Origin of the sequence: Kitasatospora acidiphila (assembly GCF_006636205.1) — a bacterium.
Lineage (GTDB): Bacteria > Actinomycetota > Actinomycetes > Streptomycetales > Streptomycetaceae > Kitasatospora > Kitasatospora acidiphila.
Window position 1 is genome coordinate 6,871,388 of record NZ_VIGB01000003.1, and the last position, 26,463, is coordinate 6,897,850.

At 71.9% G+C, this 26,463-nt stretch carries 23 protein-coding genes and 1 riboswitch; of the genes, 11 read left to right on the forward strand and 12 right to left on the reverse strand.

What is annotated here, in order from left to right; genetic code table 11:
• Window positions 1-9 precede the first annotated feature (9 nt).
• Both E6W39_RS32555 and cobN read right to left on the reverse strand, forming a co-directional pair.
• Entirely contained in the window at window positions 10-678 is a 669-nt protein-coding gene (locus tag E6W39_RS32555; protein WP_141636538.1) for an RICIN domain-containing protein, read from the reverse strand.
• A 167-nt stretch (window positions 679-845) separates the two neighbouring features.
• Window positions 846-4,460, reverse strand: a complete 3,615-nt coding sequence (cobN, locus tag E6W39_RS32560) for a cobaltochelatase subunit CobN (protein WP_141636539.1) — start codon at window positions 4,458-4,460, stop codon at window positions 846-848.
• Window positions 4,461-4,506: 46 nt separating this feature from the next.
• Window positions 4,507-4,617: riboswitch (cobalamin riboswitch) on the reverse strand.
• Between the two features lie 300 nt (window positions 4,618-4,917).
• Between cobN and E6W39_RS32565 the strand changes: the two genes are divergently transcribed.
• Both E6W39_RS32565 and E6W39_RS32570 read left to right on the forward strand, forming a co-directional pair.
• Window positions 4,918-5,343: a MarR family winged helix-turn-helix transcriptional regulator gene (locus E6W39_RS32565; protein WP_323809119.1), complete on the forward strand. Its 426-nt coding sequence runs from the start codon at window positions 4,918-4,920 to the stop codon at window positions 5,341-5,343.
• A gap of 246 nt (window positions 5,344-5,589) precedes the next feature.
• On the forward strand, window positions 5,590-6,294 hold the full coding sequence (locus E6W39_RS32570; RefSeq protein ID WP_141636541.1) for an alpha/beta fold hydrolase: 705 nt from the start codon (window positions 5,590-5,592) through the stop codon (window positions 6,292-6,294).
• A gap of 187 nt (window positions 6,295-6,481) precedes the next feature.
• On the opposite strand, the gene E6W39_RS32575 is transcribed toward E6W39_RS32570, so the two are convergent.
• From E6W39_RS32575 to E6W39_RS32590, 4 genes are all read right to left on the reverse strand, one after another.
• Window positions 6,482-7,957 (reverse strand): purine-cytosine permease family protein, encoded by a 1,476-nt coding sequence (locus tag E6W39_RS32575; RefSeq protein ID WP_141636542.1) that lies wholly within the window; start codon window positions 7,955-7,957, stop codon window positions 6,482-6,484.
• Between the two features lie 189 nt (window positions 7,958-8,146).
• Entirely contained in the window at window positions 8,147-8,656 is a 510-nt protein-coding gene (locus E6W39_RS32580) for a serine hydrolase domain-containing protein (protein ID WP_141636543.1), read from the reverse strand.
• Window positions 8,657-8,692: 36 nt separating this feature from the next.
• Window positions 8,693-9,127, reverse strand: coding sequence for a hypothetical protein (locus E6W39_RS32585; RefSeq protein WP_141636544.1), 435 nt, complete (start codon window positions 9,125-9,127; stop codon window positions 8,693-8,695).
• A gap of 275 nt (window positions 9,128-9,402) precedes the next feature.
• Complete coding sequence (locus E6W39_RS32590) at window positions 9,403-10,194, reverse strand: class I SAM-dependent methyltransferase (RefSeq protein ID WP_141636545.1); 792 nt, start codon at window positions 10,192-10,194, stop codon at window positions 9,403-9,405.
• 179 nt (window positions 10,195-10,373) lie between these two features.
• Between E6W39_RS32590 and E6W39_RS32595 the strand changes: the two genes are divergently transcribed.
• Window positions 10,374-10,919, forward strand: a complete 546-nt coding sequence (locus tag E6W39_RS32595) for a GNAT family N-acetyltransferase (RefSeq protein WP_141636546.1) — start codon at window positions 10,374-10,376, stop codon at window positions 10,917-10,919.
• Between the two features lie 81 nt (window positions 10,920-11,000).
• Here E6W39_RS32595 and E6W39_RS32600 read toward each other — a convergent pair whose 3' ends face one another.
• Entirely contained in the window at window positions 11,001-11,525 is a 525-nt protein-coding gene (locus E6W39_RS32600; protein ID WP_141636547.1) for a F0F1 ATP synthase subunit B family protein, read from the reverse strand.
• 360 nt (window positions 11,526-11,885) lie between these two features.
• Between E6W39_RS32600 and E6W39_RS32605 the strand changes: the two genes are divergently transcribed.
• Window positions 11,886-13,115 carry a hypothetical protein gene (locus E6W39_RS32605; RefSeq protein WP_141636548.1) on the forward strand — a complete coding sequence of 410 codons (1,230 nt, stop codon included), beginning with the start codon at window positions 11,886-11,888 and terminating at the stop codon, window positions 13,113-13,115.
• The gene (locus tag E6W39_RS32610; protein WP_141636549.1) at window positions 13,099-13,869 is read left to right on the forward strand and encodes an alpha-ketoglutarate-dependent dioxygenase AlkB; all 771 of its coding nucleotides are present in this window, start codon (window positions 13,099-13,101) and stop codon (window positions 13,867-13,869) included. Before E6W39_RS32605 ends, E6W39_RS32610 begins: the two co-directional genes overlap by 17 nt.
• A 78-nt stretch (window positions 13,870-13,947) precedes the next feature.
• Here E6W39_RS32610 and E6W39_RS43205 read toward each other — a convergent pair whose 3' ends face one another.
• The gene (locus E6W39_RS43205) at window positions 13,948-15,654 is read right to left on the reverse strand and encodes a CHAP domain-containing protein (RefSeq protein WP_181799546.1); all 1,707 of its coding nucleotides are present in this window, start codon (window positions 15,652-15,654) and stop codon (window positions 13,948-13,950) included.
• Window positions 15,655-16,011: 357 nt separating this feature from the next.
• Between E6W39_RS43205 and E6W39_RS32635 the strand changes: the two genes are divergently transcribed.
• The 5 genes from E6W39_RS32635 (at window position 16,012) to E6W39_RS32655 (ending at window position 21,376) form a co-directional block, all read left to right on the forward strand.
• Complete coding sequence (locus tag E6W39_RS32635) at window positions 16,012-17,157, forward strand: cobalamin biosynthesis protein CobG (RefSeq protein WP_456152134.1); 1,146 nt, start codon at window positions 16,012-16,014, stop codon at window positions 17,155-17,157.
• 79 nt (window positions 17,158-17,236) lie between these two features.
• Window positions 17,237-17,863, forward strand: a complete 627-nt coding sequence (locus E6W39_RS32640) for a precorrin-8X methylmutase (protein WP_141636550.1) — start codon at window positions 17,237-17,239, stop codon at window positions 17,861-17,863.
• Window positions 17,860-19,386: a precorrin-2 C(20)-methyltransferase gene (locus E6W39_RS32645; protein WP_141636551.1), complete on the forward strand. Its 1,527-nt coding sequence runs from the start codon at window positions 17,860-17,862 to the stop codon at window positions 19,384-19,386. Before E6W39_RS32640 ends, E6W39_RS32645 begins: the two co-directional genes overlap by 4 nt.
• Before the next feature lie 383 nt (window positions 19,387-19,769).
• Window positions 19,770-20,084, forward strand: a complete 315-nt coding sequence (locus E6W39_RS32650) for a hypothetical protein (RefSeq protein ID WP_141636552.1) — start codon at window positions 19,770-19,772, stop codon at window positions 20,082-20,084.
• Window positions 20,069-21,376 carry a helix-turn-helix domain-containing protein gene (locus E6W39_RS32655; protein WP_141636553.1) on the forward strand — a complete coding sequence of 436 codons (1,308 nt, stop codon included), beginning with the start codon at window positions 20,069-20,071 and terminating at the stop codon, window positions 21,374-21,376. Before E6W39_RS32650 ends, E6W39_RS32655 begins: the two co-directional genes overlap by 16 nt.
• A 48-nt stretch (window positions 21,377-21,424) precedes the next feature.
• Here E6W39_RS32655 and E6W39_RS32660 read toward each other — a convergent pair whose 3' ends face one another.
• Together E6W39_RS32660 and E6W39_RS32665 are read right to left on the reverse strand one after the other, a co-directional pair.
• The gene (locus E6W39_RS32660; RefSeq protein ID WP_141636554.1) at window positions 21,425-22,444 is read right to left on the reverse strand and encodes an SDR family oxidoreductase; all 1,020 of its coding nucleotides are present in this window, start codon (window positions 22,442-22,444) and stop codon (window positions 21,425-21,427) included.
• Between the two features lie 47 nt (window positions 22,445-22,491).
• A complete protein-coding gene (locus E6W39_RS32665) occupies window positions 22,492-23,229 on the reverse strand; it encodes a cobalt-precorrin-6A reductase (RefSeq protein WP_141636555.1) in 738 nt (245 codons plus the stop codon).
• Window positions 23,230-23,294: 65 nt separating this feature from the next.
• On the opposite strand from E6W39_RS32665, the gene E6W39_RS32670 reads away from it, so the two are divergent.
• Entirely contained in the window at window positions 23,295-24,440 is a 1,146-nt protein-coding gene (locus E6W39_RS32670; RefSeq protein ID WP_141636556.1) for a cobalt-precorrin-5B (C(1))-methyltransferase, read from the forward strand.
• Here E6W39_RS32670 and cobM read toward each other — a convergent pair.
• Together cobM and cbiE are read right to left on the reverse strand one after the other, a co-directional pair.
• A complete protein-coding gene (gene cobM, locus E6W39_RS32675; protein ID WP_101379586.1) occupies window positions 24,437-25,189 on the reverse strand; it encodes a precorrin-4 C(11)-methyltransferase in 753 nt (250 codons plus the stop codon). The genes E6W39_RS32670 and cobM overlap by 4 nt on opposite strands.
• On the reverse strand, window positions 25,186-26,436 hold the full coding sequence (gene cbiE / locus E6W39_RS32680; RefSeq protein WP_141636557.1) for a precorrin-6y C5,15-methyltransferase (decarboxylating) subunit CbiE: 1,251 nt from the start codon (window positions 26,434-26,436) through the stop codon (window positions 25,186-25,188). Before cbiE ends, cobM begins: the two co-directional genes overlap by 4 nt.
• Window positions 26,437-26,463: the final 27 nt, after the last annotated feature.

Genomic DNA, 26,463 nt, shown 5'->3' on the forward strand with positions numbered 1-26,463 from the left:
GGTGAGTCATCAGTGGTAGGTCCAGCTCTGGTTGGTCCAGCCGTTGCAGGCCCAGAGCTGGACCTTGGCGCCGTTCTTGCCGATGGTGTTGGTGTCGCCGTCCAAGCACTCCCCCTGGTCGGAGTTCCGCAGGATGGAGCCGTTCCAGGTCCAGGTCTGGTTGGTCCAGCCGTTGCAGCCCCAGAGCTGGACCTTGGCGCCGTTCTTGGGGATGGTGTTGGTGTCGCCGTCCAGGCACTGCATGGCCTCGCCGTTCTGCAGCGTGTAGTACCCGGCCGGCTGGCCCGCGACCGGCGTCCAGTACCAGCTCTGGTTGTCCCAGCCGTTGCAGCCCCACAGCTGCACGACGGCGCCGTTGTTGGGGATCGTGTTGCGGTCGCCGTCCAGACACTGGCCGCCGTCGTTGTTGGTGAACGCCTTGGTGCGGTAGGTGATCTTCGCCGAGTCGGTCCCGGCCGGGAGGGTGCTCGCGTGCGACCCGACGCCGGGGATCTGGTTGGGCGAGGCGACGTCGATGACGGTCCGGCCGGCGGCCGGGTCGGACGACGGCCGGGCGGCGGGCTGCGCCGGAGCGGGGGAGGCGCCCCGACCGCCGGCCTGGGCCGGCTGGCCGGCGGCGGCCAGGGTCAGGGCGCTGGTCGCGACCAGAAGGGCGAGGGAGAGCCGGTTGATGCGCATGGGAGGTCCTTAGCTAGACCCGGAGCGGAGCGGCAATCGATCCGCATACGGTGTTATACGGGTCGGTCAGGACGCGAATCAAGCGAGTCAGAAATAGCATGACGATATGAAAACGACTGGGGTGGCGATGCCGGAAGCACCGCCACCCCAGTGGAGTTGACGCCCGATCAGCCCTGGTCGTCGCCCTCCAGGTCACCCTCCGACTCCAGGAAGGCGGCCTGCAGTTCGGCCAGCAGAGCCGGGTCCGGCTCGGCCCACAGGCCGCGCTCGGCGGCCTCCAGCAGCCGCTCGCTGATGCCGTGCAGGGCCCAGGGGTTGGCGTCGGTGAGGAACTCGCGGTTCACCGGGTCGAGCACGTACTCCTGGGTCAGCCGCTCGTACATCCAGTCCGCCACCACGCCGGTGGTGGCGTCGTAGCCGAACAGGTAGTCCACGGTGGCGGCCATCTCGAAGGCGCCCTTGTAGCCGTGCCGCCGCATCGCCTCCAGCCAGCGCGGGTTGACCACCCGGGCGCGGAACACCCGGGCCGCCTCCTCGGTCAGGGTGCGGGTGCGCACCGTCTCCGGGCGGGTCGAGTCGCCGATGTAGGCGGCCGGCGCCGAGCCGGTGAGCGCGCGGACGGTCGCCACCATGCCGCCGTGGTACTGGAAGTAGTCGTCCGAGTCGGCGATGTCGTGCTCGCGGGTGTCGGTGTTCTTGGCCGCCACCGTGATCCGCCGGTAGGCGGTCTCCATCTCCTCCCGGGCCGGCCGCCCGTTCAGCCCGCGCCCGTAGGCGTAACCGCCCCACACCGTGTAGACCTCGGCCAGGTCGGCGTCGGTGCGCCAGTCCCGGCTGTCGATCAGCTGCAGCAGACCGGCCCCGTAGGTGCCCGGGCGGGAGCCGAACACCCGGACCGTGGCCCGCCGTTCGTCACCGTGCTCGGCCAGGTCGGCCTGCACGTGGGCGCGGACGAAGTTGTCCGTCTCCGCCTCCTCCTGGCCCGCGGCCAACCGCACCGCGTCGTCCAGCAGTGCCACCACGTGCGGGAAGGCGTCCCGGAAGAAGCCGGAGATGCGCAGCGTCACGTCAATCCGGGGACGGCCCAACTCGGCCAGCGGGATGGCCTCCAGGCCGGTCACCCGGCGCGAGGCCTCGTCCCAGACCGGCCGGACGCCGAGCAGCGCGAAGGCCTCGGCGATGTCGTCGCCGGCGGTGCGCATCGCGCTGGTGCCCCAGAGCGAGAGGCCCACCGAGGGCGGGAACGCGCCGTCGTTGTCGGCCTGGTAGCGCTCGACGAGCGAGGCCGCCAGCGCCTGGCCGGTCTCCCAGGCGAGCCGGCTGGGCACCGCCTTCGGGTCCACCGAGTAGAAGTTGCGGCCGGTCGGCAGCACATTGACCAGGCCGCGCAGCGGCGAACCGGACGGCCCGGCCGGCACGAAGCCGCCGCCCAGGGCGTGGATCACGGCATCCAACTCGTCGGTGGTGGAGGCGAGTCGGGGCACCACCTGGCGGGCGGCGAAGTCCAGCACCCGGGCGACATCGGCCGGCAGGCCCTCGGCGGCCTTCTCGACGGCCTCCGGCGCCCAGTCGGCCGCCTCCATCGCCTCGACCAGCTCCCGGGCCTTGGCCTCGGCCGCGTCGGTGGCACCGAGCTTCAGCGCCGCCTCGTCCAGGCCCAGCGCCTCCCGCAGACCCGGCAACGCGCTGACACCGCCCCAAATCTGACGGGCCCTCAGGATCGACAGAACCAGGTTGACGCGCTCCTGGCCGGTCGGCGCCTGCCCCAATACGTGCAGTCCGTCGCGGATCTGAGCGTCCTTCACCTCGCAGAGCCAGCCGTCGACATGCAGCAGGAAGTCGTCGAAGCCGTCGTCCTCCGGGCGCTCGTCCAGGCCCAGGTCGTGGTCCAGCTTGGCGGCCTGGATCAGGGTCCAGATCTGGGCCCGGATCGCGGGGAGCTTGGCCGGGTCCATCGCGGCGATGTTGGAGTGCTCGTCGAGGAGTTGCTCAAGCCTGGCGATGTCGCCGTAGGAGTCGGCGCGGGCCATCGGCGGCACCAGGTGGTCCACCAGGGTGGCGTGCGCGCGCCGCTTCGCCTGGGTGCCCTCGCCCGGGTCGTTCACCAGGAACGGGTAGATCAGCGGCACATCGCCGAGCGCCGCGTCCGGGCCGCACTCGGCGGACAGCGCGGCCGTCTTGCCCGGCAGCCACTCCAGGTTGCCGTGCTTGCCCAGGTGCACGATCGCGTCGGCGCCGAAGCCGCCGTCCGACTGCGCGGCGGCGATCCAGCGGTAGGCGGCCAGGTAGTGGTGGCTGGGCGGAAGGTCCGGATCGTGGTAGATGGCCACCGGGTTGGCGCCGAAGCCGCGCGGCGGCTGCACCAGCACCAGCAGGTTGCCGGCCCGCATGGCGGCCAACACGATGTCGCCGTCCGGGTTGTGGGTGCGGTCCACATAGAGCTCGCCGGGCGCCGGGCCCCAGTGCTCCTCGACCTGCTCGCGCAGCGCGGCGGGCAGCGTGGCGTACCAGCGGCGGTAGTCGGCGGCCGGGATGCGCACCGGGTTGCGGGCCAACTGGTCCTCGGTCAGCCAGTCCTGGTCGTAACCACCGGCGTCGATCAGGGCCTTGATGAGGGCGTCGCCCTCGTGCTCGTCCTCGACGGGATCCATGCCGGGGAACCCGTCCCCGAGGTCCCAGCCTTCCGCCTTCAGGCGGTTGAGCAGCCGGGAGGCGCTCGCCGGGGTGTCCAGGCCGACCGCGTTGCCGACCCGGGCGTGCTTGGTCGGGTAGGCGGACAGGACCAGCGCCAACCGGCGCTCGGCGGGCGGGACATGGCGCAGCCGGGCGTGCCGGACCGCTATACCGGCCACCCGGGCGGACCGCTCCGGGTCGGCGACGTAGACGGTCAGCCCGTCCTCGTCCAACTCCTTGAAGGAGAACGGCACGGTGATCAGCCGGCCGTCGAACTCCGGCACCGCGATCTGGGTGGCGGTGTCCAGCGGGGACAGGCCGTCGTCACTGCCCTCCCACTGCTCGCGCGACCAGGTCAGGCAGAGCGCCTGCAGGATCGGGCGGTCCAGGGCGGCCAGCGCGCCGGCGTCCCAGGCCTCCTCGTCGCCGCCGGCCTGCGCCTCGGCCGGCCGGGTGCCGCCGGCCGCCAGCACGGTCGTCACGATCGCGTCGGCCCGGCCCAGTTCGGCCAGCAACTCCTCCGGAGCCCCGCGCAGCGAGGCACAGAAGTACGGACGGGCCTGGCCGCCGGCCTCCTCGATCGCCGTGCACAGCGCCTCGACGAAGGCCGTGTTGCCGCTCATGTGGTGCGCGCGGTAGTAGAGGACGGCGACCGTCGGACCCTCGGTGCGGGCCGCGGCGCGTTCCAGCGGACCCCAGTCCGGCGCCGACGCCGGCGGGGCGAAGCCGTGGCCGGTGAGGAGCACCGTGTCGGAGAGGAACGCGCCCAGCTCGGCCAGGTTGGCCGCGCCGCCGTGCGCCAGGTAGGCGTGCGCCTCGGCGGCCAGACCGGCGGGCACCGTGGACAGCTCCATCAACTGGGCGTCCGGCGCCTGCTCACCGCTGAGCACGATGACCGGGCGCGGGCCGGCCAGCAGGGCGTCCAGCCCCTCCTGCCAGGCGCGCCGGCCGCCGAGCAGCCGGACCACCACCAGGTCGGTGCCCTCCAGCAGCTCCGGCAGGTCGGCGGGGGCCAGGCGGGCCGGGTTGCCGAGCCGGTAGCCGACCGGGCCGTTGGCGGCCCGGGCGGAGAGCAGGTCGGTGTCGGAGGTGGACAGGAGCAGGATCATGCGGCGGCCTTCCTCGGGGTCCGCGCCCCGGGTGGGAGGGGAGGACGGCGGGAGTTCCTGACTCCCGCGAGCTCAGTGAGCCGCGGTCACAGTGGCGGGACCGCACCGGTTTCGCACCGGTTTCCTCCCCTTGCGCCGTCCATGGCGTGGCCGGACCTGGCGGTCCGTCCGGGCGTCATCCTAGTGGGCCGCCTCCGGGGCCGGGCCAGAGTGGCGAGAAGGCGCTGTCCGGGGGGATATCGCGCCCGGTGCGGCGAGTGGTGCGGCGCCCGGTGCGGCGCCTGGCGTGGCGCCCGATAGCCCGGTTGGTAACCCCGCCCGATATCGCGGCTGGTGGGCCGCCTGGCATGGCGCCCGATATCCCGCCCGGATCCCGGCTGGTGCCCCGCCTGGATCCCGCTTGGACTCCGCCCGGATTGCCAACCTGGGTTGATAACCTGCGGATATGGTCCAGCCCGTGAATGTCGATGACCTGAGCGCGGCGCTCTACGACGGCATCGCCCTGCTCGCTCGGCGGCTTCGCCAGGCGCCCATCCCGGGCGACCTCACGCTTCCCGAACGCTCCGCGCTGTCCCGCCTGGCCCGCGGCGGCCCGGCCACCGCCGCCGCGCTCGCCCGGGCCGAGCAGATCACCCCGCAGGCGATGGGGACCACCCTGAGCGGGCTGGAGGCGCGCGGCCTCGTCGAGCGGCACCCCGATCCGGACGACCGGCGGCGGGTCGTCATGTCGTTGACCGGGGAGGGTGAGGCGATGCTGCTGCGGCGACGGGGTGCACGGTCCCGGCAGCTCGGTGAGGTGCTTGAACGGGGGTTCACCGCAGGGGAGTTGGAGGCGCTGGCGGTGGCGGCGCCGCTGATCGAGCGGCTGGCTGAGGGTATGTGAGCTGCGCGGGGCGCATCCGAGCCGAGCTACGCGGGGTGTATATGACCTACGCGGCGCATATGAGATGTGCGGGGTGTAAGCGAGATGTGCGGGGCGTATGTGATCAACGCTGCCCGCCGGGACGTAAGGATGCTGCGTGGAACCCGACACGATTGACCTCGACGGCCATCGGATCGCCTACCGCCAGAGCGCGGGCCGGGGGCGGGCGGTGGTGCTGGTGCACGGCAACTCCTCGTCCTCCCGGGCCTGGCAGGCGCTGCTGGACGGCCCGTTCGGGCAGCGGTACCGCTGCCTCGCGCTCGACCTGCCGGGGCACGGCGATCGGCACCCGCGTCGTCGGCCGGCACCTACTCGCTGCCCGGCTACGCCGAGGTGCTCGTCCGGTTCGCCGCGGCCCTGGACGCCCGGGACGCCCTGGTGGGCGGGCACAGCCTCGGCGGGCACATCGCGCTGGAGGCGGCCCCGGCGCTGACCGATTGCGCCGGCTTCGCCGTGTTCGGCACGCCGCCGATGGCCACCCTGGAGGCGATGCCGAGCGCCTTCCTCCCCAACCCCCTGGTGAGCGTGGGCTTCACCGCCGAGGTGACCCCGGCCGACGCCCGGGCGTACGCGGCGAGCCAACTCGCACCCGGCTCCGCGCTGCCGGTGGCGCCGATGGCCGAGCAGATCCTCGCCACCGACGGCGCCGCCCGGGCCGGGCTGGCGGCGAGCCTCGCCGCCGGTGCGTTCACCGACGAGGTGGCCATCGCCGCCGGCCTCGACCGCCCGCTGGCCGTCCTGCACGGCCGGGACGAGCAACTGGTCAGCCTTGCCTACCTGGAGTCGCTGCACCTGCCGCCGCTGTGGCGCGGCGCCGTCCAGGTGATCGAGGGTTCCGGCCACTCACCGCAGTTGGAGGCACCGGAGGCGTTGGCGAAGCTGCTCACGGAGTTCGCCGAGTTCGTCGAGTAGCCGTCATCGACACTGTGGACACCATGCCCGGATCCGGTGCGAGCCGTGAGAACCGCGTGGGACACCCGGGCGGGGTGCGGGATGACCCAACAGCGTCGCGCAGCACGGCGCCCCTCGGCCGATCGGGACGCGATCGGCCGAGGGGCGCCGTGTGTTGCTGCGGAACGTGTGGAGCGGAGCCCGCGCCCTACGCGGTGACCTTCTCGCGCTCGGCAGTGGCCGGGGCCGGCTCGGCAACAGCGGTCGGGACGTTCTCGCGCGGCGTCGGGAGGACGGCCATGATCGCGGCGGAGACCACGATGGTGGCCATCCAACCGAGGCCGTACTTGCCGATCGGGGTACCGGCCAGCGGGCCGGAGAACCAGTCGCAGCTGGTGAAGCTGAGACCGGCGAGCAGCGCGACGCCCCAGGCCGTCATCGCCTGCCAGCAGAAGCCGCCGACGTACCAGTAGCGGCTGGTACGGCCGGTGTCCATCAGGGCCTCGGCGTCGTAGCGCACCGCGCGGGAGCGGCGGCGGAACATGTCGACCGCGTAGACGCCGATCCAGGCGGAGAAGGAGACCGCGAGCAGGATCAGGAAGGTGATGAAGGAGCCGAGGAAGCTGGAGGCGACCAGCATCAGCAGGCCACCGGCGACCAGCGAGATCACGGCGTTGATGCTCACGGCCATGGCGCGCGGCAGCTTCACACCCATGGTCTGGGCGGTGAAACCGGCCGAGTACATCGACAGGCTGTTGATCAGCAGCATGCCCACGATCGCGGTGAGCAGGTACGGCACCGCCAGCCAGGTCGGCAGCAGGTCACCGAGGAAGGAGACCGGGTCCTGCGCCTTGGCCAGCCCCGGGGTGGCGACCGCCATCACGGCGCCCATCAGCACCATGGGAACCATCACCAGGCCGGCGCCGGAGACCGTCGCGCCGACGATCCGCTTGCCGGACGCCTGGTGCGGCAGGTAGCGGGCGAAGTCGGGGCCGGTGGGCACCCAGCTGATGCCGCCGGCCGCGATCGTGCCGACACCGGCGACCATCATCGCGGTGGTCCCGGCGGGCTTGGCGAAGACGTCGCTCCAGTGGATGGTGGCCACCAGGTAGGCGAGCACCAGCATGCTGAACAGGCCGAACAGGTAGGTCGACCACTTGTTGCAGATGTTCAGCACCTTGCGGCCCATGCCGCTGACCAGGAAGGTGCAGGCGACGAAGAGCAGCAGGGTGATCACGATGAGTGCGTCATTGCTCTTGATGCCGAAGAGCAGCTTGAGCACGGTCAGCACGGCGTAGGCGCCGGTGACCGCGTTGATCGTCTCCCAGCCGAACCGGGCGATCCAGAGGATCGCGCCGGGGAACAGGTTGCCGCGCACCCCGAAGGTCGCCCGGGAGAGCGTCGCACCCGGTGCGCCGCCCCACTTGCCGGAGACCGAGAGCACTCCGACCAGGCCGAACGACACGACCGCGGCGCACACGGCGACGATCAGGACCTGCCAGAAGTTCAGCGAGTTGAAGACCACCAGGGCCGCACCCATGGTGAGCAGCAGGACGCTGATGTTGGCTGCGACCCAGGTCGGGAAGAGCTCTCTGACCCGGCCGTGGCGCTCATGGTCCGGCACGGGCTCGATGCCGCGGGTTTCGATGGCGCCGCTGGAGTCGGCGGAGGACAGACTGTCCATAGGTGGTTCTCCGGCGAGGGAAACGGGGAATTGGGCCAAAACGGACGTTCTAGGAACTCTACGCGGGTTGCGCAGTAGCGGTCATCGTACTTTCATCCAATCTCGTGGCAAATTCGGTGTTGGTGATGTCACGGTTGGCGACCGTTTGGCCTGCAGCGCCCGCGTGTTGTGCACTCTCCGTGATGGCGGCTATCGCACCTTGTCGCGGCACAGCTCCCGGTCCACGAGGGTGCTCATCGCCTGCTGGGTGTTCTCGTCCCCGTCGTCGGTGGCGAACACCACGGCCGTGCGAGTTCCATCCGGGGTGGCGCCGACCCAGGTCCGGTAGCCGGGCACTCCGCCCGGGTGGGCGAAGCAACTGCCGCCGCAGGACAACGGGAGCTCGCCCAGCCCGAGCCCGTAGTCCGCGCCCAGTTGCGGCGCGGGCACCGTGGTCTTCGTCGCGTCGAGTTGGGCGGGGGCCAGCAGTCGGCCGCTGAGCAGGGCGCTGTAGAACCGGCCGAGGTCGTGCGCGGTGCTGATGATGGATCCTGAGGCATCGAGCACGCTCGGGTTGAGCTGTGTGACGTCGAGGGGGGTGGCGGTCCCGAACGCGGAGTAGCCATGAGCGGGCGGGCCCGGGATGGACGGGTCGGTGCCGGGCGTGGTGGTGGCCGTCAGCCCCAGCGGGCGGATGAGGATGCGGACCGGACAAGGCAGTCCTGGGTGAGGTTGCCGATGTCGCGCCGTGTCCGCTCAGGCGGTGCCAGCGGGGTTCCGCCCGAAGGCAGCCTCGAGAACGGCGGGGACGTCGGCCTCGGGGATGGCGGCGCGTACCTTCGCGAGGACGGCGGGCACGTCGGCGTCGTCGATGACCCCCAGATACTCCTGCCGCAACTGGTGGATCAACTCGACCAGTTCGGGTCGCAACCGCATCCAGGCGCGGGACGTCCGGATCTCGTCCTCGACCTCGTCCATGAACCAGCGCATGACGTCGTACGGGATGTCCACGTGCTGCCCTTGGGAGTTGAAGCAGACCGTCGGCTCCCGGGCCGGGTCCTCATCGGGGACGATCCCGATGATGAGGGCCTGCCGATCCGCGACCAGCCCGAGCTCCAAGTACCAGGCGTCATCGGGGACGGAGTACAACACGGTGAGCGCGTATTCGCCGTTCGGGTGCGTGGTGGGCATGGCCGCATGCTGCCATGCCCGTTGAAGTGGCTGACCCGGAGGGGAGTTGGCCAACTCCGGGATTGGGGGCCGGGCGATGCCGAGCGGGCGCGGTGGACGGCGCTGCCGGCCTCCGTGTCCGGCCAGGGAAATCGGGGTCAGCGAAGTCAGTGGGGGTCGGCTGGTACAGCGCTCCACTTGGCCAGTCGGAGATTGGCCATATCGAATAGACCAGTGGCCAATCTTCGCATGGCATTTGGTTGTTCACGGCCGTCTCGGCCGGCGCCGCGGCTGGGTCAGCCTGGCTTGACCGCCAGCGTCGCAAAATAGTTCGACATGTATTGGGCGGATGCGTTGGATCGGTCCGGTGCTTCTGCGAAGCCGGTGAGGACGAACCCCGCGGCGAGTTGCCCGCCGATCTGGTCGGTGAGGGTGTGGCTGTATTCAAGAGGGGCATCCGCGCCGAACTTCGTGGCGCGTTCCTCGGCGGAGTAATGCGTGACATCGCTGTAGGGCAGCTTGTGCACGACGACCAGCTCGCCACGCTCGTCGAGGGCCTCGTGGTCGAACAAGTACGCATCAGGGTTGAGGAAGCCCGCGAGCAGAGTTCCGCCCGGTCGCAGGACGCGGAAGCACTCATGCCACACCGGTGCCAAGTCGGGTACAAACAAGTTCGAGACCGGGTGGAACACAACATCGAATGCTGCGTCGCCGAAGGCGCCGAGGTCGCGCATGTCACCCAGGACGGTGCGCAGCTCGAGTCCGTCGCGTACCGCCACCATCTGGTCCTGGCCGAGCTGGCGGGGCGAGTTGTCGAACACGGTGACCCGCGCCCCTGCGGCGGCGAGGATCGGACCCTGCTGGCCACCGCCGGAGGCCAGGCACAACACGTCCTTGCCGGTCAGGTCCGTCGGCAGCCACGCGCGGTCGACTGGCTCACGCCCGATGAGAACAATCGACCAGTCGCCCATGCGGGCGCGCTCGACGTCCTCGGCACTCACCGGCCTCGACCACTCGTTGCCCTCCTGGACATACTTGTCCCAGGCTGCCCGATTATGGGCACCGGGGTCGACGACAAGGTCCTGCACGTTTAACTCCCTGCTACAGCCAAGCGGACACCAGCGGTACTGACAGTTCGGTACGGCCAGCCAACACGATCACAGGTGCGGGAAACGGGCAACCCACATCGGGCCGACGAGTCAGAAGCCGCTTTCGCTGTAAGTCCCTTGAGGTTTGTACCCGGTGGGCTTGCGATAGGTTGCCCGACATGACTGGAACCGGATCCGTCCCCTGGCCGCCTGCCCCGATACGGACCGAGCGGCTCGTGCTCCGTGAGTCCGAGGCCCGGGACCGTGCGGCGTTCATCGAGCTGTTCGCTTCACCAGAGGTGGGCACCTACGTCGGTGGCTCCCGACCGCGTGACGAGCTCGAGCGCGCGATGCCCGAGGTGCCCGGGCGGCGCTTCGGCTTCTTCGCGGTCGAGCTCGACGGAACAACGATCGGGATGATCACGCTCGATGGGCGCGACCCGGAGCGTAAGGGACACATCCGTCCGGACGGCGGGGAGCCCGAGCTCGGCTACATGTTCCTGCCGCAGGCATGGGGACGCGGGTACGCCACCGAGGCGTGCGCAGCGGCGCTCGACTGGTTCGCCGACGCGCATCCCGGCGAGCCGGTGGTGCTCTCCACCCAGACCGCCAACGACGCCTCGATGCGCATCGCGGCGAAGCTGGGGTTCACCGAGGTGGAGCGGTTCGAGGAGTACGGCGCCGAGCAGTGGTTCGGCATGTGGTCCCCGGTCACGCCGTCCTGACGCTCCAGGGGTCTGAGGGCTTGGGGGAGCACCACGGTGGCCGACCCGGAGGCGAGTCGGCCACCGTGGTGCTCGGCCGGCTCAGGCCTTGGCAGTGACCCTCGTGTCGAGAGCCTTCGCGTCGAGCTCGGCGAAGAACTCGTCGGCGATGTCGCGCACACGCGGTACGTCGCCCAGCGGCTCGCCCACTATGCGGCCGGCGAGTTCGGTGGCCACGGCGATGACGTCCTCCCGCAGCTCCGCCTCCGCCATGACCCGATCGGCCTCCAACTGCACCTTGGCCGCTGCGACCAACTGCTCCCGCTGCCGCTGCCCCTCGGCTCGCACGGCGGCGATGCGGGCAGCGCCTTCCTCTGCGGCGGCCTGGCGTATCTGGGCCGCCTCATGGCGAGCGGCGTTCAGCTCGGCTTGGTACTGCTCGTAGGTGGCCAGCGCTTCGGCGCGAGCGGCGTCCGCGCGTTCGGTGCCGCCGCCGATGGCGTCCTCACGGGCGGCGAGGGTCTTTTCGATCCGGGGCAGGAGGATCCCGCCGAGCACGGCGAAGATCGCGAAGAAGCAGACAAGGCCGACGACGAAGTCGGCGAGATGAGGCTGCAAGGGTCCCATGGAATTGCATGGTAGTAGTCATCAGTTGGTAAAGGAAGACCGGTGCGTGGTGCCCATCTCTGTTGGGTGGCAAGGTGGCTGACGGAGCGTCATCAGTCGTCAACGTGCGCCGGCGCAGTCGCCGCTGATCAGCAGGCCCTCGCGGCGGCTGACCGGCCGCCCGGCCTCGCCGAACAGCTCCGCACACTGCCCGTGCAGCAGAACCCGTTGCCCGCTGTCGAGCCCCGTGAGAGCATCAAGGGTTCAACGGTCCGTCTCCTTTCCTTTGCGCTTCGCAACGCAAATGAAAGAGTGCGGGCCATTGCCATGCCAACGCTTTTGAGAAATCCACCGAGATCTGCGAACGGCAGGTACCGTTTGATGTACACGCCAGAGTTAACAGAAGCCTGCATCGAGGATGCGAGCAACGTCTTGGTTGCGCCTTCGATGCTGCAAGACAATGACTTGGTCAGGGACTTCTTCGGATCCACGATCACGCCAGAGGAGCTTGCTTCCGGTTCGCCCGACCTCGCGCAGAAGACCGTCTACCTGTGTGGCGATATATCCGGGATCAGCGGCCGCCAACTGCATGCGGCTGCCCGGGTGTTCGTTGTCCGGGAGCTGTCACACGGTTACCGCGAGGACGTCGAAGAACCCTGGACCCTCGTCGACCTCGGCCGAGTCCCCGTCCGTGTACACGGCGTCGGCGTGTACTACCGCCGCTTTTTCGGACTCGGCGCCGATCACTTCGGACGGATCCGTGCCGAGCACGCGTTCCAGTCCCTGACGGAGTCCACCAAGCCCGGAACGGCCCATCGCAGCGGAATCTATCTGACGCCCGTCACGCGAAGCGGTGACGAACTGCATTTCCGCCTGCTCCGGTGCTCCACGAATCTCTCGGGGCCGACCGAGGGCTTTCGCCCGACCGACACGCGCATCGTCGAGGCCCTGAACCGCGAGGCCGCCGCCGTCTTCCGGAACCAGGCACCGCTGAATCACGTCCTCGCTCAGATCTACCACAACACCCGTGCCACGGCCGAGCGCAAGCAGTCCAAGGCAAAGATCTCGGCCCATGCCGACAAGACCAAGGACATGCCCGTCAATGGCGTCATGGCCTTCTGCACCTTCTATGACGGGCTCGACAAGCTGCAGCCGCTGGCCGAAGACGCCTTCGACTACGGTGTGAAGGGTGCCAGCGGGCTGACCAAACTCCACTTTCGCCTCAAGGAGCGGACCGAAGAACCCGACGGGGTCGCGCTCCCTGCGCAGTTCACCCTGACCCTCTATCCGGGCTCCGTGTTCTTCATGCCGCTGTCCACCAACCGCCTCTATACGCACGAAATCCGGCCGGCAGCGTTGGACGCCGAGTTGCTCCCGACCCGCCTGGGATACGTGGTGCGCTGTTCGAGCGCCGAAGCCGTTCACAAGAACGGCCACACGTTCCTCAAAGTGGCCGGAGACCTGGTGGAGCTGGGGCCACCCACGCCGGATGGCATGAACGAGCTGCGCAGGCTGTACGCCGAGGAGAACAGGACTTCGTCCTTCATCGACTACGGCGATGAACTTCTCTTCAGCATGAACACGGGAGACTACATTGCCCCCCGAGTCTAGGATCTCGGATGAGATCCTCTCGTGCACCTTGCCGGCCGAGGATGATCTCTTTGCGGAGCTGTCGGCGTCGGCTCGTTTGGAAGACGTGGGAAAGGGCCGGCGAGGCGCCGTGCTCACCAGGACCGACGAGGCGGGTGGTGTGCCTCTCGTACGTACGACCACTCGGTACGGCAGCCCGACGCAGCGTTTCCAGGCGGTGCACGAGCGGCTGGCGCAACGGGTTCAAGAGCGTGCGGCGCTCCCGGTCGGCTTCAACAACGCTCTCATCGAGAGCTACACGAACGCCTACACGACCATGGGCAGCCATTCCGACCAAGCCCTCGATCTGGCCGACGAGTCGTTCATCGCCGTCTTCTCCTGCTACCGGCATCCCGAAGCGGGCCCGCCGAGGAAGCTGATCTTCGAATCAAAGGGGTCCGGTGGCGAGAAGTTCGAGGTCCCCCTCGCCCACAACAGTGTCGTCGCCTTTTCCGTCGACTCGAATCGGCGACTCAGGCACAAGATCGTATTGGACGCGCCCGCCCAGGCGGCGGACAACCAATGGCTGGGTGTGACTTTTCGAACGTCAAAAACCTTCGTTCGGTTTCGCGACGGACACGCATACCTCCCGCAGGGTGCGCGCCTCATGTCGGCCGACGATGAGCAGAGGCGCGAGTTCTACCGACTGCGGCGCCGTGAGAACCATGAAACGGACTTCGGCTACCCCCTGCTGACGTACACCATCAGCGAGAGCGATCTGATGCCGCCCGTCTGACCTGGATCGCGGGGTGGAGCGGGTGAGCGTACCGGGCCCCCGGAGCGGGGAGGCTCCGAGGGCCCGGGGGTGGGGGTGTCAGCCGCAGTGGGACCAGCCGCTGGTCCAGGAGGTGCTGCCGTAGGAGCCGCCCCACTCCACGCAGGTGCTCGGGGCGTACTCGCGTACCGGGCCGGCGTAGTAGGTGAAGTTGCCCGGGTTGCCGGCGGACGGGCCGCCCTGGACGGCGAGGGTGGCGTTCATGGCGACGGCGCCGCTGGGGTTGGCGGCGAGGGTGGTGGTGCAGTTGGTGCCGGTCGAGGTGTTGTAGAGGAGGTAGACGGTGGCGTCGCCCAGGCTGTGGGTGTCGATCACCGAGTAGCCGCTGCCGCAGACCTGGCCCGCCGTGTACGGGTTGCCGGTGGCGGGGGAGGGGGTGGGCGAGCCGGTGCCGCAGTGGCTCCAGCTGCTGGTCCAGGAGCTGCCCGCGTAGGAACCGCCCCACTGGACGCAGGAGTTGGGGGCGTAGGCGGTCACCGGGCCCGCGTAGTAGGTGTAGTTGCCGGAGTCGCCGGCCGGACTGCCGCCCTGCACGGTCAGGTTGGCGCTCATCGCCGCGCTGCCGCTGGGGCTGTGGGCGAGGGTGGTGACGCAGTTGCGGCCGGTGGCGCCGTTGTACAGCAGGTAGGTGGTGGCGCTGCCGAGGTCATGCGAGTCGATCACGCCGTAGCCGCTGCCGCAGACCTGGACCGGGGTGTAGATGTTGCTGCCCACCGGGCCGGGTGCACCGGAGCCGCCGCCGCAGTGCGACCAGCCGCTGGTCCAGGAGCTGCCCGCGTAGGAACCGCCCCACTGGACGCAGGAGTTGGGGGCGGATTCGGTCACCGGGCCCGCGTAGTAGGTGTAGTTGCCGGAGTCACTGGTCGAGGGGCCGCCCTGGACGGCGAGGGTGGAGCTCATCGCGGTCGCGCCGCTCGGGTTGCCGGCCAGGGTGGTCACGCAGTTGCGGCCGGTGGAGGAGTTGTAGAGCAGGAAGATGACCGCGCTGCCCAGGCTGTGGGAGTCGATCACGCCGTAGCCGCTGCCGCAGATCGTGCTCGGGCTGTACGGGTTGCCGCCCGGGACCGGCGGCGGGTTGTTGCCGGTGCCGCTGGCGACGGGGGTGGTGTAGCCGACGATGTAGTAGCCGTCGCCGGGGTCCACGCTGCTCGGTTCGTCGCCGACCGCCTTCTGGCCCGCGGATATGGTGATGGACGCCACGTGGGAGCTCACCGCGAATCCGGCCATCGAGCCGGTGCCGGTGGTGCCGTCCCAGTCGCCGTTGGCGGTGGTGATCGAGCCGTCGGAGTTCGCCGCGGTCACGATGCCGACGTGGTGGATCGAGGAGTCGTAGATGCTGCCGTACTCGACGGCGTCACCCGGCTGCGGGTTGTAGGTGGTCGAGGTGTGCTGGGTGCCGTTGTTGAACCCGTAGGTCTGGAAGCTCGCGGCGGCGGCGTCCAGGCCGCCCGTGTAGAAGCCGGAGTTCTCCCAGACCCACATGGCGAAGTCGGCGCACCAGTACTCGGGGCCGCCCGAGTAGCCGCCGGAGCAGCTGTGCTCGTACTGGGAGCCGCCGAGGCTGTTGTAGGTCGGGTTGTTGGCACACGTACCGGCGCTCTTGCCGATGTTGGCGGCGGCGAGCGAGGCCGCGTTGCCGCCGGCCGCCGCGGTGGCGGCCGGGGAGTCGAAGAAGGCGAGCAGGCCGGCCACCAGGATGGCGGCGGCCAGCGCGGCTAAGCGGCGGGCGAATTGCTTGAGCTTCACTGTTCGTTCTCCTTGTGGTCCTCGGCTGGAGCCGCGTCGAGGTGTGGGCTCGACGTCTGCGTCGATCGGGCACGGGTGGTGCGAAGGAGTTGCGGGAAGGAGCTGTGCGAAGTGGAGCTGTGGGCAGAGCGCGGGGTTGTAGGCAGAGCGCGGAGCTGAGGCAGCACGTGGAGCTGAGGCAGCACGTGGAACTGGGGCAGCACGTGGAACTGGGGGCGCTCGAGGTGCGATTGGAGCGCGCGCCGGTGGGATTATCGGCACAGGGAATATGAGAAATCGATAGGGCGGCATGTGGAGATATGGATCACGCCGGGTGGAGGGCATACGTCTGGTCGGATGATCGGTATGCTCGCGGCCATGTCACCCTCACTCGCCGCCCCGGAGCCTGCCCGCGAACGCGCAGGTCGGGGCCGTGACGACGCCTGCCCCGGGGCGCTGCGACTGCACGCGGCGGATGACGGGGCGTTGGCGCGGATCCGGGTGCCGGGTGGGCTGCTGACGGCCGAACAAGCGCTTGCTCTGGCGACGGCTGCCGAGGAACTGGGCGACGGGGCGCTGGAGACCACCTCGCGCGGCAACGTCCAACTGCGCGGCCTGGCGGCGGATGCCGGTGCGGAGCTGGCGGCGCGGCTGACCGAGGCCGCCCTCCTGCCGTCGCTGAGCCACGACCGGGTGCGCAACATCGTCGCCACCCCGCTGGCCGGCCTCGACGGCGGCACCGAAGGCGGCATCGACCTGCGGCCGTGGATCCGCGAGCTGGACGCGCTGCTCTGCGCCAGCGACACCGCCCGTGCGCTCTCCGGCCGGTTCCTGTTCGCCCTGGACGACGGGCGCGGTGACGTCGCCGCGCTGGACGCCGACGTGACGCTGATCGCCCGCCCCGACGGCAGCGCCCTGCTGCGGCTCGGCCGCGCCGACTGGTGCGCGGAGGCGGTGGACGGCCCACGGGCCGCCCTGCGGGCCGCCGAGGAGTTCGTCGGCCTGGCCGACGGCGCCTGGCGGGTGCGCGAGGCCGACCCGGACGGCACCCGGCTGGCGGCCCGGCTCGGCCTGACGCCCCGCCCGCTGCCCGAGCTGACCGGCCGTCGGCCCGTGGTCGGCGTCCAGGCGGGCGCGATCGGCGTGGGCCTGCGGTTCGGCCGGGCCACCGCCGACCAGTGGCGAGCCCTGGCAGGCGCGGCTTCGGCGGCCGCGAACGAGCTGCGGGTCACCCCTGGCGCACCGTCCTGCTGCCCGGTGTCGCCCCGGGCATGGCACCCCGGCTCGCCGCCTGGGGCCTGCGCACCGACCCCCGCTCGCCCTGGGAGGGCGCCACCGCCTGCACCGGCGCCCCCGGCTGCGCCAAGTCGCTCGCCGATGTGCGCGCCGACGCGGCCGCAGCGCTGGAGGCCACCCACGAGCCCGGTGCCCTGCCCGTCCACTGGTCCGGCTGCGCGCGCCGCTGCGGCCACCCCGCCGGCGCCTGGGTGGACGTGCTCGCCACCGGACCGAGCGGCTACCTGATCTCCCAACCGACCGGCAGCACAACCGAAGTGACGAATCAACAGATGGCAGCGGCGGTCGCCGCGGCCCGGAGGACCCCGTGATCGAGTACGAGAAGGACGGTGCGGCGATCTACCGCGAGTCCTTTGCCACCATCCGCGCCGAGGCCGACCTCGCCGCCCTCCCGGCCGACGTGGCACAGGTCGCGGTGCGCATGATCCACGCCTGCGGCATGACCGACCTGGTCAAGGACCTGCTCTGGACCCCCAACGTGGTGGCCGACGCGCGCGCCGCGCTGCGCGCCGGTGCGCCGATCCTGTGCGACGTCTCGATGGTGGCCAGCGGGGTGACCCGCAAGCGGCTGCCCGCCGACAACGAGGTGATCTGCACCCTCTCCGACCCGTCCGTGCCGGCACTCGCCGCCGAACTGGGCACCACCCGCAGCGCCGCCGCCATGGAACTGTGGCGGGACAAGCTGGCGGGCTCGGTGGTGGCCGTCGGCAATGCGCCGACCTCGCTGTTCCGCCTGCTGGAGATGATCGAGGACGGCGCGCCCCGCCCGGCCGCGGTGATCGGTGTGCCGGTCGGCTTCGTCGGCGCGGCCGAGTCCAAGCAGGCGCTCGCCGAGCACCCGTCCGGCCTGGAGCACATCGTGGTGACCGGTCGGCGCGGCGGCAGCGCGATCGCCGCCGCAGCCCTCAACGCGATTGCGAGTGAGGTCGAGTGACGGACCGTCAAAGCCCCCAAGGGGCGAGGCTGTACGGGGTCGGGCTCGGCCCCGGCGACCCCGACCTGCTGACCCTGCGGGCCGCCCAGGTGATCGCGAAGGCCGACGTCATCGCCTACCACAGCGCCCGGCACGGCCGTTCGATCGCCCGCTCGATCGCGGCGCCGCACCTGACCGGCGAGCAGATCGAGGAGAAGCTGGTCTACCCGATCACCGTGGAGACCACCGACCACCCGGGCGGCTACCGGGGCGCGTTGGAGGAGTTCTACGAGGAGGCCGCCGCCCGGCTGGCCGTCCACCTGGACGCCGGCCGGACCGTCGCCGTGCTGGCGGAGGGCGACCCGCTCTTCTACGGCTCCTACCAGCACATGCACAAGCGCCTGGCGCACCGCTACCCGACCGAGGTGATCCCCGGGGTGACCTCGATCAGCGCGGCCGCCGCCCGACTGGGCGAGCCGCTGGTGGAGGCGGAGGAGGTGCTGACGGTGATACCGGGCACGCTGCCCGAGGAGGAGCTGACGGCCCGCCTGGCCGCCACCGACTCCGCCGTGGTGATGAAGCTCGGCCGCACCTTCCCGACCGTGCGGCGGGCGCTGGAGCGGGCGGGCCGGCTGGACGAGGCCCGGTACGTCGAGCGGGCCACCATGCCGGGCGAGCGCACCGGCAAGCTGGCGGAGATCGACCCGGACGGCGTGCCGTACTTCTCGGTCGCCGTGCTGCCCAGCCGCATCAACCACCCCAAACCGGAGCCCGAGCAGGGCGAGGTGGTGGTGGTCGGCACCGGTCCGGCCGGGCCGCTCTGGCTCACCGCCGAGGCGCGCGGGGTGCTGGCCGCCGCCACCGACCTGGTCGGCTACACCACCTACCTGGACCGGGTGCCGGTCCGCCCCGGGCAGGTGCGGCACGGTTCGGACAACAAGGTGGAGTCCGAGCGCGCCGAGTTCGCCCTCGACCTGGCCCGCCGCGGCCGCCGGGTCGCGGTGGTCTCCTCCGGCGACCCGGGCGTCTTCGCGATGGCCACGGCCGTGCTGGAGGTCGCCTGCCAGGAGCCGTACCGCGAGGTCCCGGTGCGGATCGTGCCGGGCATGACCGCCGCCCATGCCGCCGCCTCCCGGGCCGGTGCGCCGCTGGGGCACGACTACGCCGTGGTCTCGCTATCCGACCGGCTCAAGCCGTGGACCGTGGTGGCCGAGCGGCTGCGGGCCGCAGCGGCCGCCGACCTGGTGCTGGCGCTGTACAACCCGGGCTCCAAGAGCCGCACCACGCAGGTCGGCCTGGCCCGCGACGTGCTGCTGGAGCACCGTGCCCCGGACACCCCCGTGGTGATGGCCCGGGACGTCGGCGGGCCGACCGAGCGGGTGCGGACGGTGAAGCTGGGCGAGCTGGACCCGGCCGAGGTGGACATGCGGACCATCCTGCTGATCGGCTCCTCGCAGACCCAGGCGGTGCAGCGCGGCAACGGCACCGAGGTGGTGTGGACACCGCGCCGCTACCCGGAGCCGTCGTCGGAGCGGGAGGGCTGAGCAAGCGCTTGGTTGAGGTGCGGCGGTGGCTGAGCGCTTGGTCATCGCCGCGGCGCTGAGCGGACGTTCGGCGCGAGCCCGGCCGGGTGGGGGCCGGCCGGGCTCGGCCCGGAAGCATCCCAAGCGTGGTAGAAACCCATGCCTAGGACGCCCGGCTGCCCTCCCCTGTATGGCAGCCGGATCTGCCCCCTGCCCCTGAGCGTACGGATGGGTGACCACCTGCGGATACCTCATCCGTGCACTCTCACCGCCGCCGGACGCTCACCACTGCACAGCCCACCGCACAGCCGCACCACCGAGATGACGCCGGACCCAGGGGCCCTGAAGGGGCGGCAGCCGAGACCGGATCAGGAGGACCGCAGATGTCCGTGGGGTCGAGGTCCATGGCCGACGAACCGCGGCCGGGGAGTGGCCGGCCCGACGATGGATCGGAGGCCGCCCGCCACAGCGACCGGGTGGACGCCCTGTTCGACCAACTGCGGTTGCAGGCCGACCGGCCCGACGGTCCGGCCCGGCTGGTCGGTTGGCTGGCCCGGCAGTTGGCCGCCGACGTCACCCTCACCGTGCGCGCCCCCGGCACCCCTGCCACCCCCACCCGCCCCGCCCCGCCACCGCACCCCCCGCCCCCGAGGCCTCAGCACCCGCCGGCGCCGCCGAGCGGCTCGCACCGGCCGCCGCAGCGGTGGGCCGCCTACTGAACGGCGCCCCGCTGCCTCCCACCCCCGCAGCACCCGCCACCCCCGACCCCACCGTGCGGCTCTTCCCGATCGGCGGCCGGCACCCCGACGCGGTGCTGGCGCTGCGCCGGAAGGAACCGCTCACCGCCCTCGACGTCCGGCTGATCACCCACACCGAGACGGTGCTGGCCCGTCTGCTCGCCGCCCGCGAGTCCGCCGCCGAGCGCGCCACCCTGCACCAGGTGTCCGCCTCCCTCCGGGTCGCCGCCTTCCAGTTGCTGATGGGCGGCCAGATCACCCTGGCCCGGCGCATCGCGTCGCCGCTGCTCCCCGGTGTCCTGGTGCACGAGCGTGCCCGGGTCTACCTGGTCGACTGCACCACCACCGACCGCAACGTCACCGCCCGGGTGCTCGCCGGCAGCCTCGCCGGCCGGGCGCTCCTGGCGCGCTGCCCGGCCTACGACACCCACCTGGTCGTGCTCGCCCCGCTCCCGCTGGACGCGTCGCTGGACGAGCAAGGCTGGTGCCCCACCGGGCTGGCCCTGCGCGGCGTGGTCGAGCCGCGCCCCGACCACCACCTGGGCGGCAGCACCACGGTGGACCTCGCCCAGACCGCCGACGCCTACCGCGAGGCGTTCAACGCGCTCACCGTGGCCCGCAACCTGCCGCACCGGCACGCCCTTTACCAAGCGCAGACCCAACTCGCCCAGCTGGTCGGCGAACCGGCCGCGGGCTGGGCGGAGCGGCTGCTCGGCCCGGTGCTGGAGCTGCCCCGGAACCAGCGCGACGAGGTGATCGAGACCACCCGCCTGGCGCTCGCCTTCAGCCATGCGCAGACCGGCAAGATACTGGACGTGCACCGCAACACGGTGGCCCGTCGGATCGAACGGGGCGTCGGCCTGCTCGGCCTGGACTGGGGATCGTTCCAGGACCGGGCGCTGCTGGACCTGGCACTGCAACTGCTCACCGAGGCAACCGGGGCAAGCGAGGCAACGGACCAGCGGAGCGCCGGCCGGCGGGTCGGGCTGCCCGAGATCCTCTCCAGCGAGGCGGCCCGGGCCTGGGCGCAGGCGTTCCTGGCCCCGCTGGCCGAGGACCGGCGCCCGCTGCTGCGCACCCTGGCCGGCTGGGTGGCGGCGGGGGCCAACGCCCGCGACACCCAGACCGCGCTGGGGCTGCACCAGCAGACCGTGCTGGACCACCTGCGCACCGCCGAGCGGCTGCTGCAGCGGGAGTTGACGGTGGGCCGGAGCGGCGCGTACGAACTGGCCTGGGCACTGTGGATCAGTGGAGCGGCCGCGCTGCCGAGGTAGCCGCTCCAGTAGACCCTCAGGCCCTCAGGCCCTCAGGCCCTCAGGCCCTCAGGCTGGGAACCCCACCCCGGTCAGCTGCTCGGAAGCGGTCCAGAGCCGGGCCGCCATCGCCAGGTCGGTGGCCGCTCGCGGCAGCCGCGCCGTGCTCGGCGCACCGACGATCTCGAACGGCCCGCCGGGCCCGTAGTACCCGCCGCCGACCACCCGCGCACCGGTCGCCGCCAGCAGGCTGGGCAGCGCGCCCTGTTCCGCGCTCTGCGAACCCACTGGGAGCCGCAGCAGCAGACCGGCGGCTCTGTTCGACTGACGACCGAGGCTCCACTGCCGACCAGAGCTCGACCGGCGACCAGGGCTCGCCTGCCGACCGAGCCGAGGGCCCGAGTTGACCAGATTGGTCCGGGAGAGGCCCGGGTGCGCGGCGGCGCTGAGGATGCCCCAGCGCTGGCGGTCGCTCAGCCGCTGCAGTTCCTGGGCGAACAGCAGGTTGGCCAGCTTGGAGGCGTTGTAGGCGGGCCAAGGGCGGTAGGAGTGCTCGGCGTTCAGATTGCCCAGGTCGATCCGGCCCAGCCGGGCGGCCAGGCTGCTCACGGTGACCACCCGGGGCGTGGTGGCGGCCCGCAGCAGCGGCAGCAGTCGGCCGGTGAGCGCGAAGTGGCCCAGGTGGTTGGTGCCGAACTGGAGCTCGAAGCCGTCCTTGGTGGTGTGCCGGGTCGGCACCGCCATCACCCCGGCGTTGTTGACCAGCAGGTCGACCGGCCGGCCGCGCTCCAACAGGACGTCGGCGAACGAGGCGACCGACTCCAGGTTGGCCAGGTCGACGGTGGCCACCGAGACCGGCCCGGTGGTCGGGGCGTTGGCGCGGATCCGGTCCGCCGCCGCCTCGCCCTGGGCGCCGTTGCGCACCGCCAGCACCACTTCGGCGCCGGCCAGCGCCAGCAGCCGCGCGGTGTGGTAGCCGATGCCGCTGTTCGCTCCTGTGACGACGGCCAGCCGGCCGCTCTGGTCGGGGATCGCGATGTTCCGCCCCCGTGGTCCGGCGCTTTGCTGGGGCGTGGTCCGACGGGCCATCGCAGGCTCCCTTCAGGGCCGAGTGGTAGTTCGAGCAGGACGGTACCTCACCAAAGCCCCAACTCGCCTAGAGCTTCCGACACATCAGTCACCACTTGGACACCGGTGGGCGCGTCGGGGCGCCGTACGAGTACCACCGGCAGGCCCAGTTCACGGGCCACCGCCAGCTTGGGGGCGGTCGCCGCGCCGCCGCTGTCCTTGCTCACCAGCAGGTCGATGCGGTGCTCCCGGAACACCGCCCGCTCGCCGTCCAGCGTGAACGGGCCGCGCTCCAGCAGCACCGTCAGGTCGGCCGGGAGCGGCGGCTCGGGCGGCTCCACCGAGCGGGCCACCAGGTGCACGCCGCTGACCTGAGCGAACTCCGACAACCCGAGCCGCCCGGTGGTCAGCAGCGCCCGCCGTCCCAGCCTCGGCAGCAGGGCCGCGGCGGCGGCCAGCGAATCCACCGAATGCCACCGATCACCCGGGACCGGGACCCAGCTGGGCCGGCGCAGCGCCAGCAGGGGAGTATGGGTCGCGGCGGCCGCCTCGGCCGCGTTCCGGCTGATCACCTGGGCGAAGGGATGCGTGGCGTCGATGAGGGTGTGCACCTGCTGCTCGCGCAGCCAGGCGGCGAGGCCGGCGGCCCCGCCGAAGCCGCCCACCCGCACCTCGCCGGCCGGCAGCCGCGGCTCGGCCACCCGGCCCGCCAGCGAACTGGTCACCCGCACCGACGGCTCGGCCGCCAGTGCCGCGGCCAGCTGCCGCCCCTCGGTGGTGCCGCCGAGGATCAGGATGTGCTTCACGGGTGTCTCCTCGGGGCTTGCTGACGGGCCCTTCGCGGCGGGCCCGGACGAACGAAGGGGTTGGCGTGGCTGAGAGTACGGGTACCGGTGTGGGCGGACGCAGCGGGCAGCTGCGCAGCAGCGGACTGCGCCCCGGGTGGACCACCGGGGCCTGCGCCACCGCTGCCACCACCGCCGCCTACACCGCCCTGCTCAGCGGAGCCTTCCCGGACCCGGTCCGGATCACCCTGCCCAAGGGCCAGCAGCCCGCCTTCGCCCTGGCCGGCGAGCGACTGGCGGACGGCAGCGCGATGGCCGCCGTGGTCAAGGACGCCGGGGACGACCCGGACGTCACCCACGGCGCCGTGGTGCGCTCCACCGTGCGGCACGGCGCGCCCGGCAGCGGCGTGGTGTTCCGGGGCGGCGACGGCGTCGGCACGGTCACCAAGCCCGGCCTGCCGCTGGCCGTCGGCGAGCCGGCGATCAACCCCGTGCCGCGCGAGATGATGCGCACCGCGATCGCCACGGTCGCGGCCGCGCACGGCGGCAGCGGCGATGTGGAGATCGAGATCGCCATCGACAACGGCGCCGAACTCGCCCGCTCCACCTGGAACCCGCGGCTGGGCATCCTCGGCGGGCTCTCGGTGCTGGGCACCACCGGCGTGGTGGTGCCGTACTCCTGCTCGGCGTGGATCGAGTCGATCCGGCGCGGTGTGGACGTGGCCCGGGCCGCCGGACGCACCCATGTGGCCGGCTGCACCGGCTCCACCTCGGAGAAGGTCGCGATCGCCGAGTACGGGCTGCCCGAGGACGCGCTGCTCGACATGGGCGACTTCGCCGGCGCCGTGCTCAAGTACCTGCGCCGCCACCCGGTGCCGCGGCTGACCATCGCCGGCGGCTTCGCCAAGCTCTCCAAGCTCGCCGCCGGCCACCTCGACCTGCACTCCGCCCGCTCCCAGGTGGACAAGGGCTACCTCGCGGGGCTGGCCCGGATCGGCGGCGCCGACCCAGAGCTGGTGGCCGCCGTGGCCGACGCCAACACCGGCTTGCAGGCGGTGCAGTTGTGCCGGGCGGCCGGGGTGCCGCTCGGCGACCTGGTCGCCGAGGCGGCCCGCGCCACCGCCCTCGAGGTGCTGCGCGAGGCACCGGTCGCGGTCGACGTCATCTGCATCGACCGCGCCGGCACCGTCGTGGGCCGCTGCGCACCGGCCGCCAACCGCGCAGCGCACTAGGGCTGGAGGGACCGGTCGCGGTCGCAGGAGTACAGGTGGCTGTCCTGGAACTGCTCCGCGGCCAGCGTGCGGCCCACCATGATGACGGCGGTGCGCAGCACCCCCGCCGCCTTCACCTGGTCCGCGATGTCCGCCAGGCTGCCGCGCAGTACCAGCTCGTCCGGGCGGCTGGCCATCGCCACCACCGCGGCCGGGCAGTCGGCGCCGTAGTGCGGCAGCAGCTCGGCCACCACCCGGTCCACGTAGCGGGCCGCCAGGTGCAGCACCAGCAGCGCGCCGCTGCGCCCCAGGGTGGCCAGGTCCTCGCCCGGCGGCATCGGGGTGGCCTGCTGGGCGATCCGGGTCAGGATCACCGTCTGGCCGACCGTCGGCACGGTCAACTCCCGCTTCAGCGCTGCCGCGGCCGCCGCGAAGGCCGGTACGCCGGGCACCACCTCGTAGGGCACGCCCGCCGCGTCCAGCCGGCGCATCTGCTCGGCGACCGCGCTGAACACCGAAGGGTCGCCCGAGTGCAGCCGGGCCACGTCCTGGCCGGCCCGGTGGGCGGCGACCAACTCCTCGGTGATCTGGTCCAGGTTGAGCTTCGCGGTGTCCACCAGGCGGGCGCCGGGCGGGCATTCGGCCAGCAGCTCGGCGGGGACCAGGCTGCCCGCGTACAGGCACACCTGGCAGCGGGCCAGGGTCCGGGCCCCGCGCACGGTGATCAGATCGGCGGCCCCGGGGCCGGCACCGATGAAGTAGACGGTCACAGGGTTTCTCCTCGCTCCGACCCTCGCTTGACGACGGACCACTGGGTGACCGGCATCGCCTGCCGCCACCCGGTGAACCCGCCCACCGGCACCGCATGTGCGACCGCCAGCTTCACCAACTCTCCACCGTGGCGCCGGTACCACTCGGCCAGCAGGGCCTCCGACTCCAGCGTCACGGTGTTGGCCACCAGCCGCCCGCCCACCGGCAGCGCCGCCCAGCAGGCCTCGAGCAGCCCCGGCGCGGTCAGCCCGCCGCCGATGAACACCGCGTCCGGCGCCGGCAGTTCGGCCAGCGCGGCGGGCGCCGGGCCGGTCACCACGCGCAGCCGCGGCACGCCGAGGGCACGGGCGTTGCGCTCGATCCTGGCGGCCCGGGTCTCGTCCTTCTCCACACTGACCGCCTGGCAACTCGGGTGCGTCCGCAGCCATTCGATGCCGATGCTGCCGGAGCCGCCGCCGATGTCCCAGAGCAGCTCGCCAGGGGTCGGCGCCAGTGCGGCCAGGGTGACGGCCCTAATATGACGCTTCGTCAACTGACCGTCATGTTCGAACAGTTCATCGGGAAGTCCGGGGGTCAGACCGCGGCGCGAAGTGCCGTCGGCGGCCCGGCAGTCCACGGCCACCAGGTTGAGGTTCTCGCCGGCCGGGTGCGGCCAGTCGGCGGCCGTGCCGTCCAGGTGGTGTTCCCGCTCCGCGCCGAGCTGCTCCAGCACCCGCAGCCGGCTGGGCCCGTAGCCGTGCTGGGTCAGCAGCGCCGCCACCAGCGCCGGGGTGTCCGCGTCCGCGCTCAGCACCAGCAGCCGCCGCCCGTCGTGCAGCGCACCGAGCAGGCCCGCCGGGTCGCGGCCCACCAGGCTCACCACCGCGGTCTCCTCCACCGGCCAGCCGAGCCGGGCGCAGGCCAGCGACACGGACGAGGGATGCGGCAGCACCCGCAGCCGCTCGGCGCCCAGCTCCTCGGCGAGGGTCCGCCCGATCCCGTAGAACATCGGGTCCCCGCTGGCCAGCACCGCCACCCGGCGCCCGGCCAGCCCGGCGAACAGGCCCGCCACGGCCGGTCGCAGCGGGGACGGCCAGGCGACCCGCTCGGCCGTCACGTCGGCCGGCAGCAGGGCCAGCTGGCGGCCCCCGCCGACGATCGCCTCGGCCGCGAGCAGCGCCTCCCGCGCCGCGGTGCTCAGACCCGGCCAGCCGTCCGCGCCGATCCCGACCACGGTGATCGGCGGGCGCGCGGTGGGGCTGCTCAACGGGACTCCTCGCAGGTCAGCAGGACG

Coding starts and splice junctions, on each gene's coding strand:
- cobN (WP_141636539.1), bottom strand. CDS start 4,460: ATGATCCTGCTCCTGTCCACCTCCGACACCGACCTGCTCTCCGCCCGG.
- E6W39_RS32605 (WP_141636548.1), top strand. CDS start 11,886: ATGTACACGCCAGAGTTAACAGAAGCCTGCATCGAGGATGCGAGCAAC.
- E6W39_RS32650 (WP_141636552.1), top strand. CDS start 19,770: ATGGCCGACGAACCGCGGCCGGGGAGTGGCCGGCCCGACGATGGATCG.
- E6W39_RS32575 (WP_141636542.1), bottom strand. CDS start 7,957: ATGGACAGTCTGTCCTCCGCCGACTCCAGCGGCGCCATCGAAACCCGC.
- E6W39_RS32600 (WP_141636547.1), bottom strand. CDS start 11,525: ATGGGACCCTTGCAGCCTCATCTCGCCGACTTCGTCGTCGGCCTTGTC.
- E6W39_RS32585 (WP_141636544.1), bottom strand. CDS start 9,127: ATGCCCACCACGCACCCGAACGGCGAATACGCGCTCACCGTGTTGTAC.
- E6W39_RS32660 (WP_141636554.1), bottom strand. CDS start 22,444: ATGGCCCGTCGGACCACGCCCCAGCAAAGCGCCGGACCACGGGGGCGG.
- E6W39_RS32635 (WP_456152134.1), top strand. CDS start 16,012: ATGTCACCCTCACTCGCCGCCCCGGAGCCTGCCCGCGAACGCGCAGGT.
- E6W39_RS32555 (WP_141636538.1), bottom strand. CDS start 678: ATGCGCATCAACCGGCTCTCCCTCGCCCTTCTGGTCGCGACCAGCGCC.
- E6W39_RS32595 (WP_141636546.1), top strand. CDS start 10,374: ATGACTGGAACCGGATCCGTCCCCTGGCCGCCTGCCCCGATACGGACC.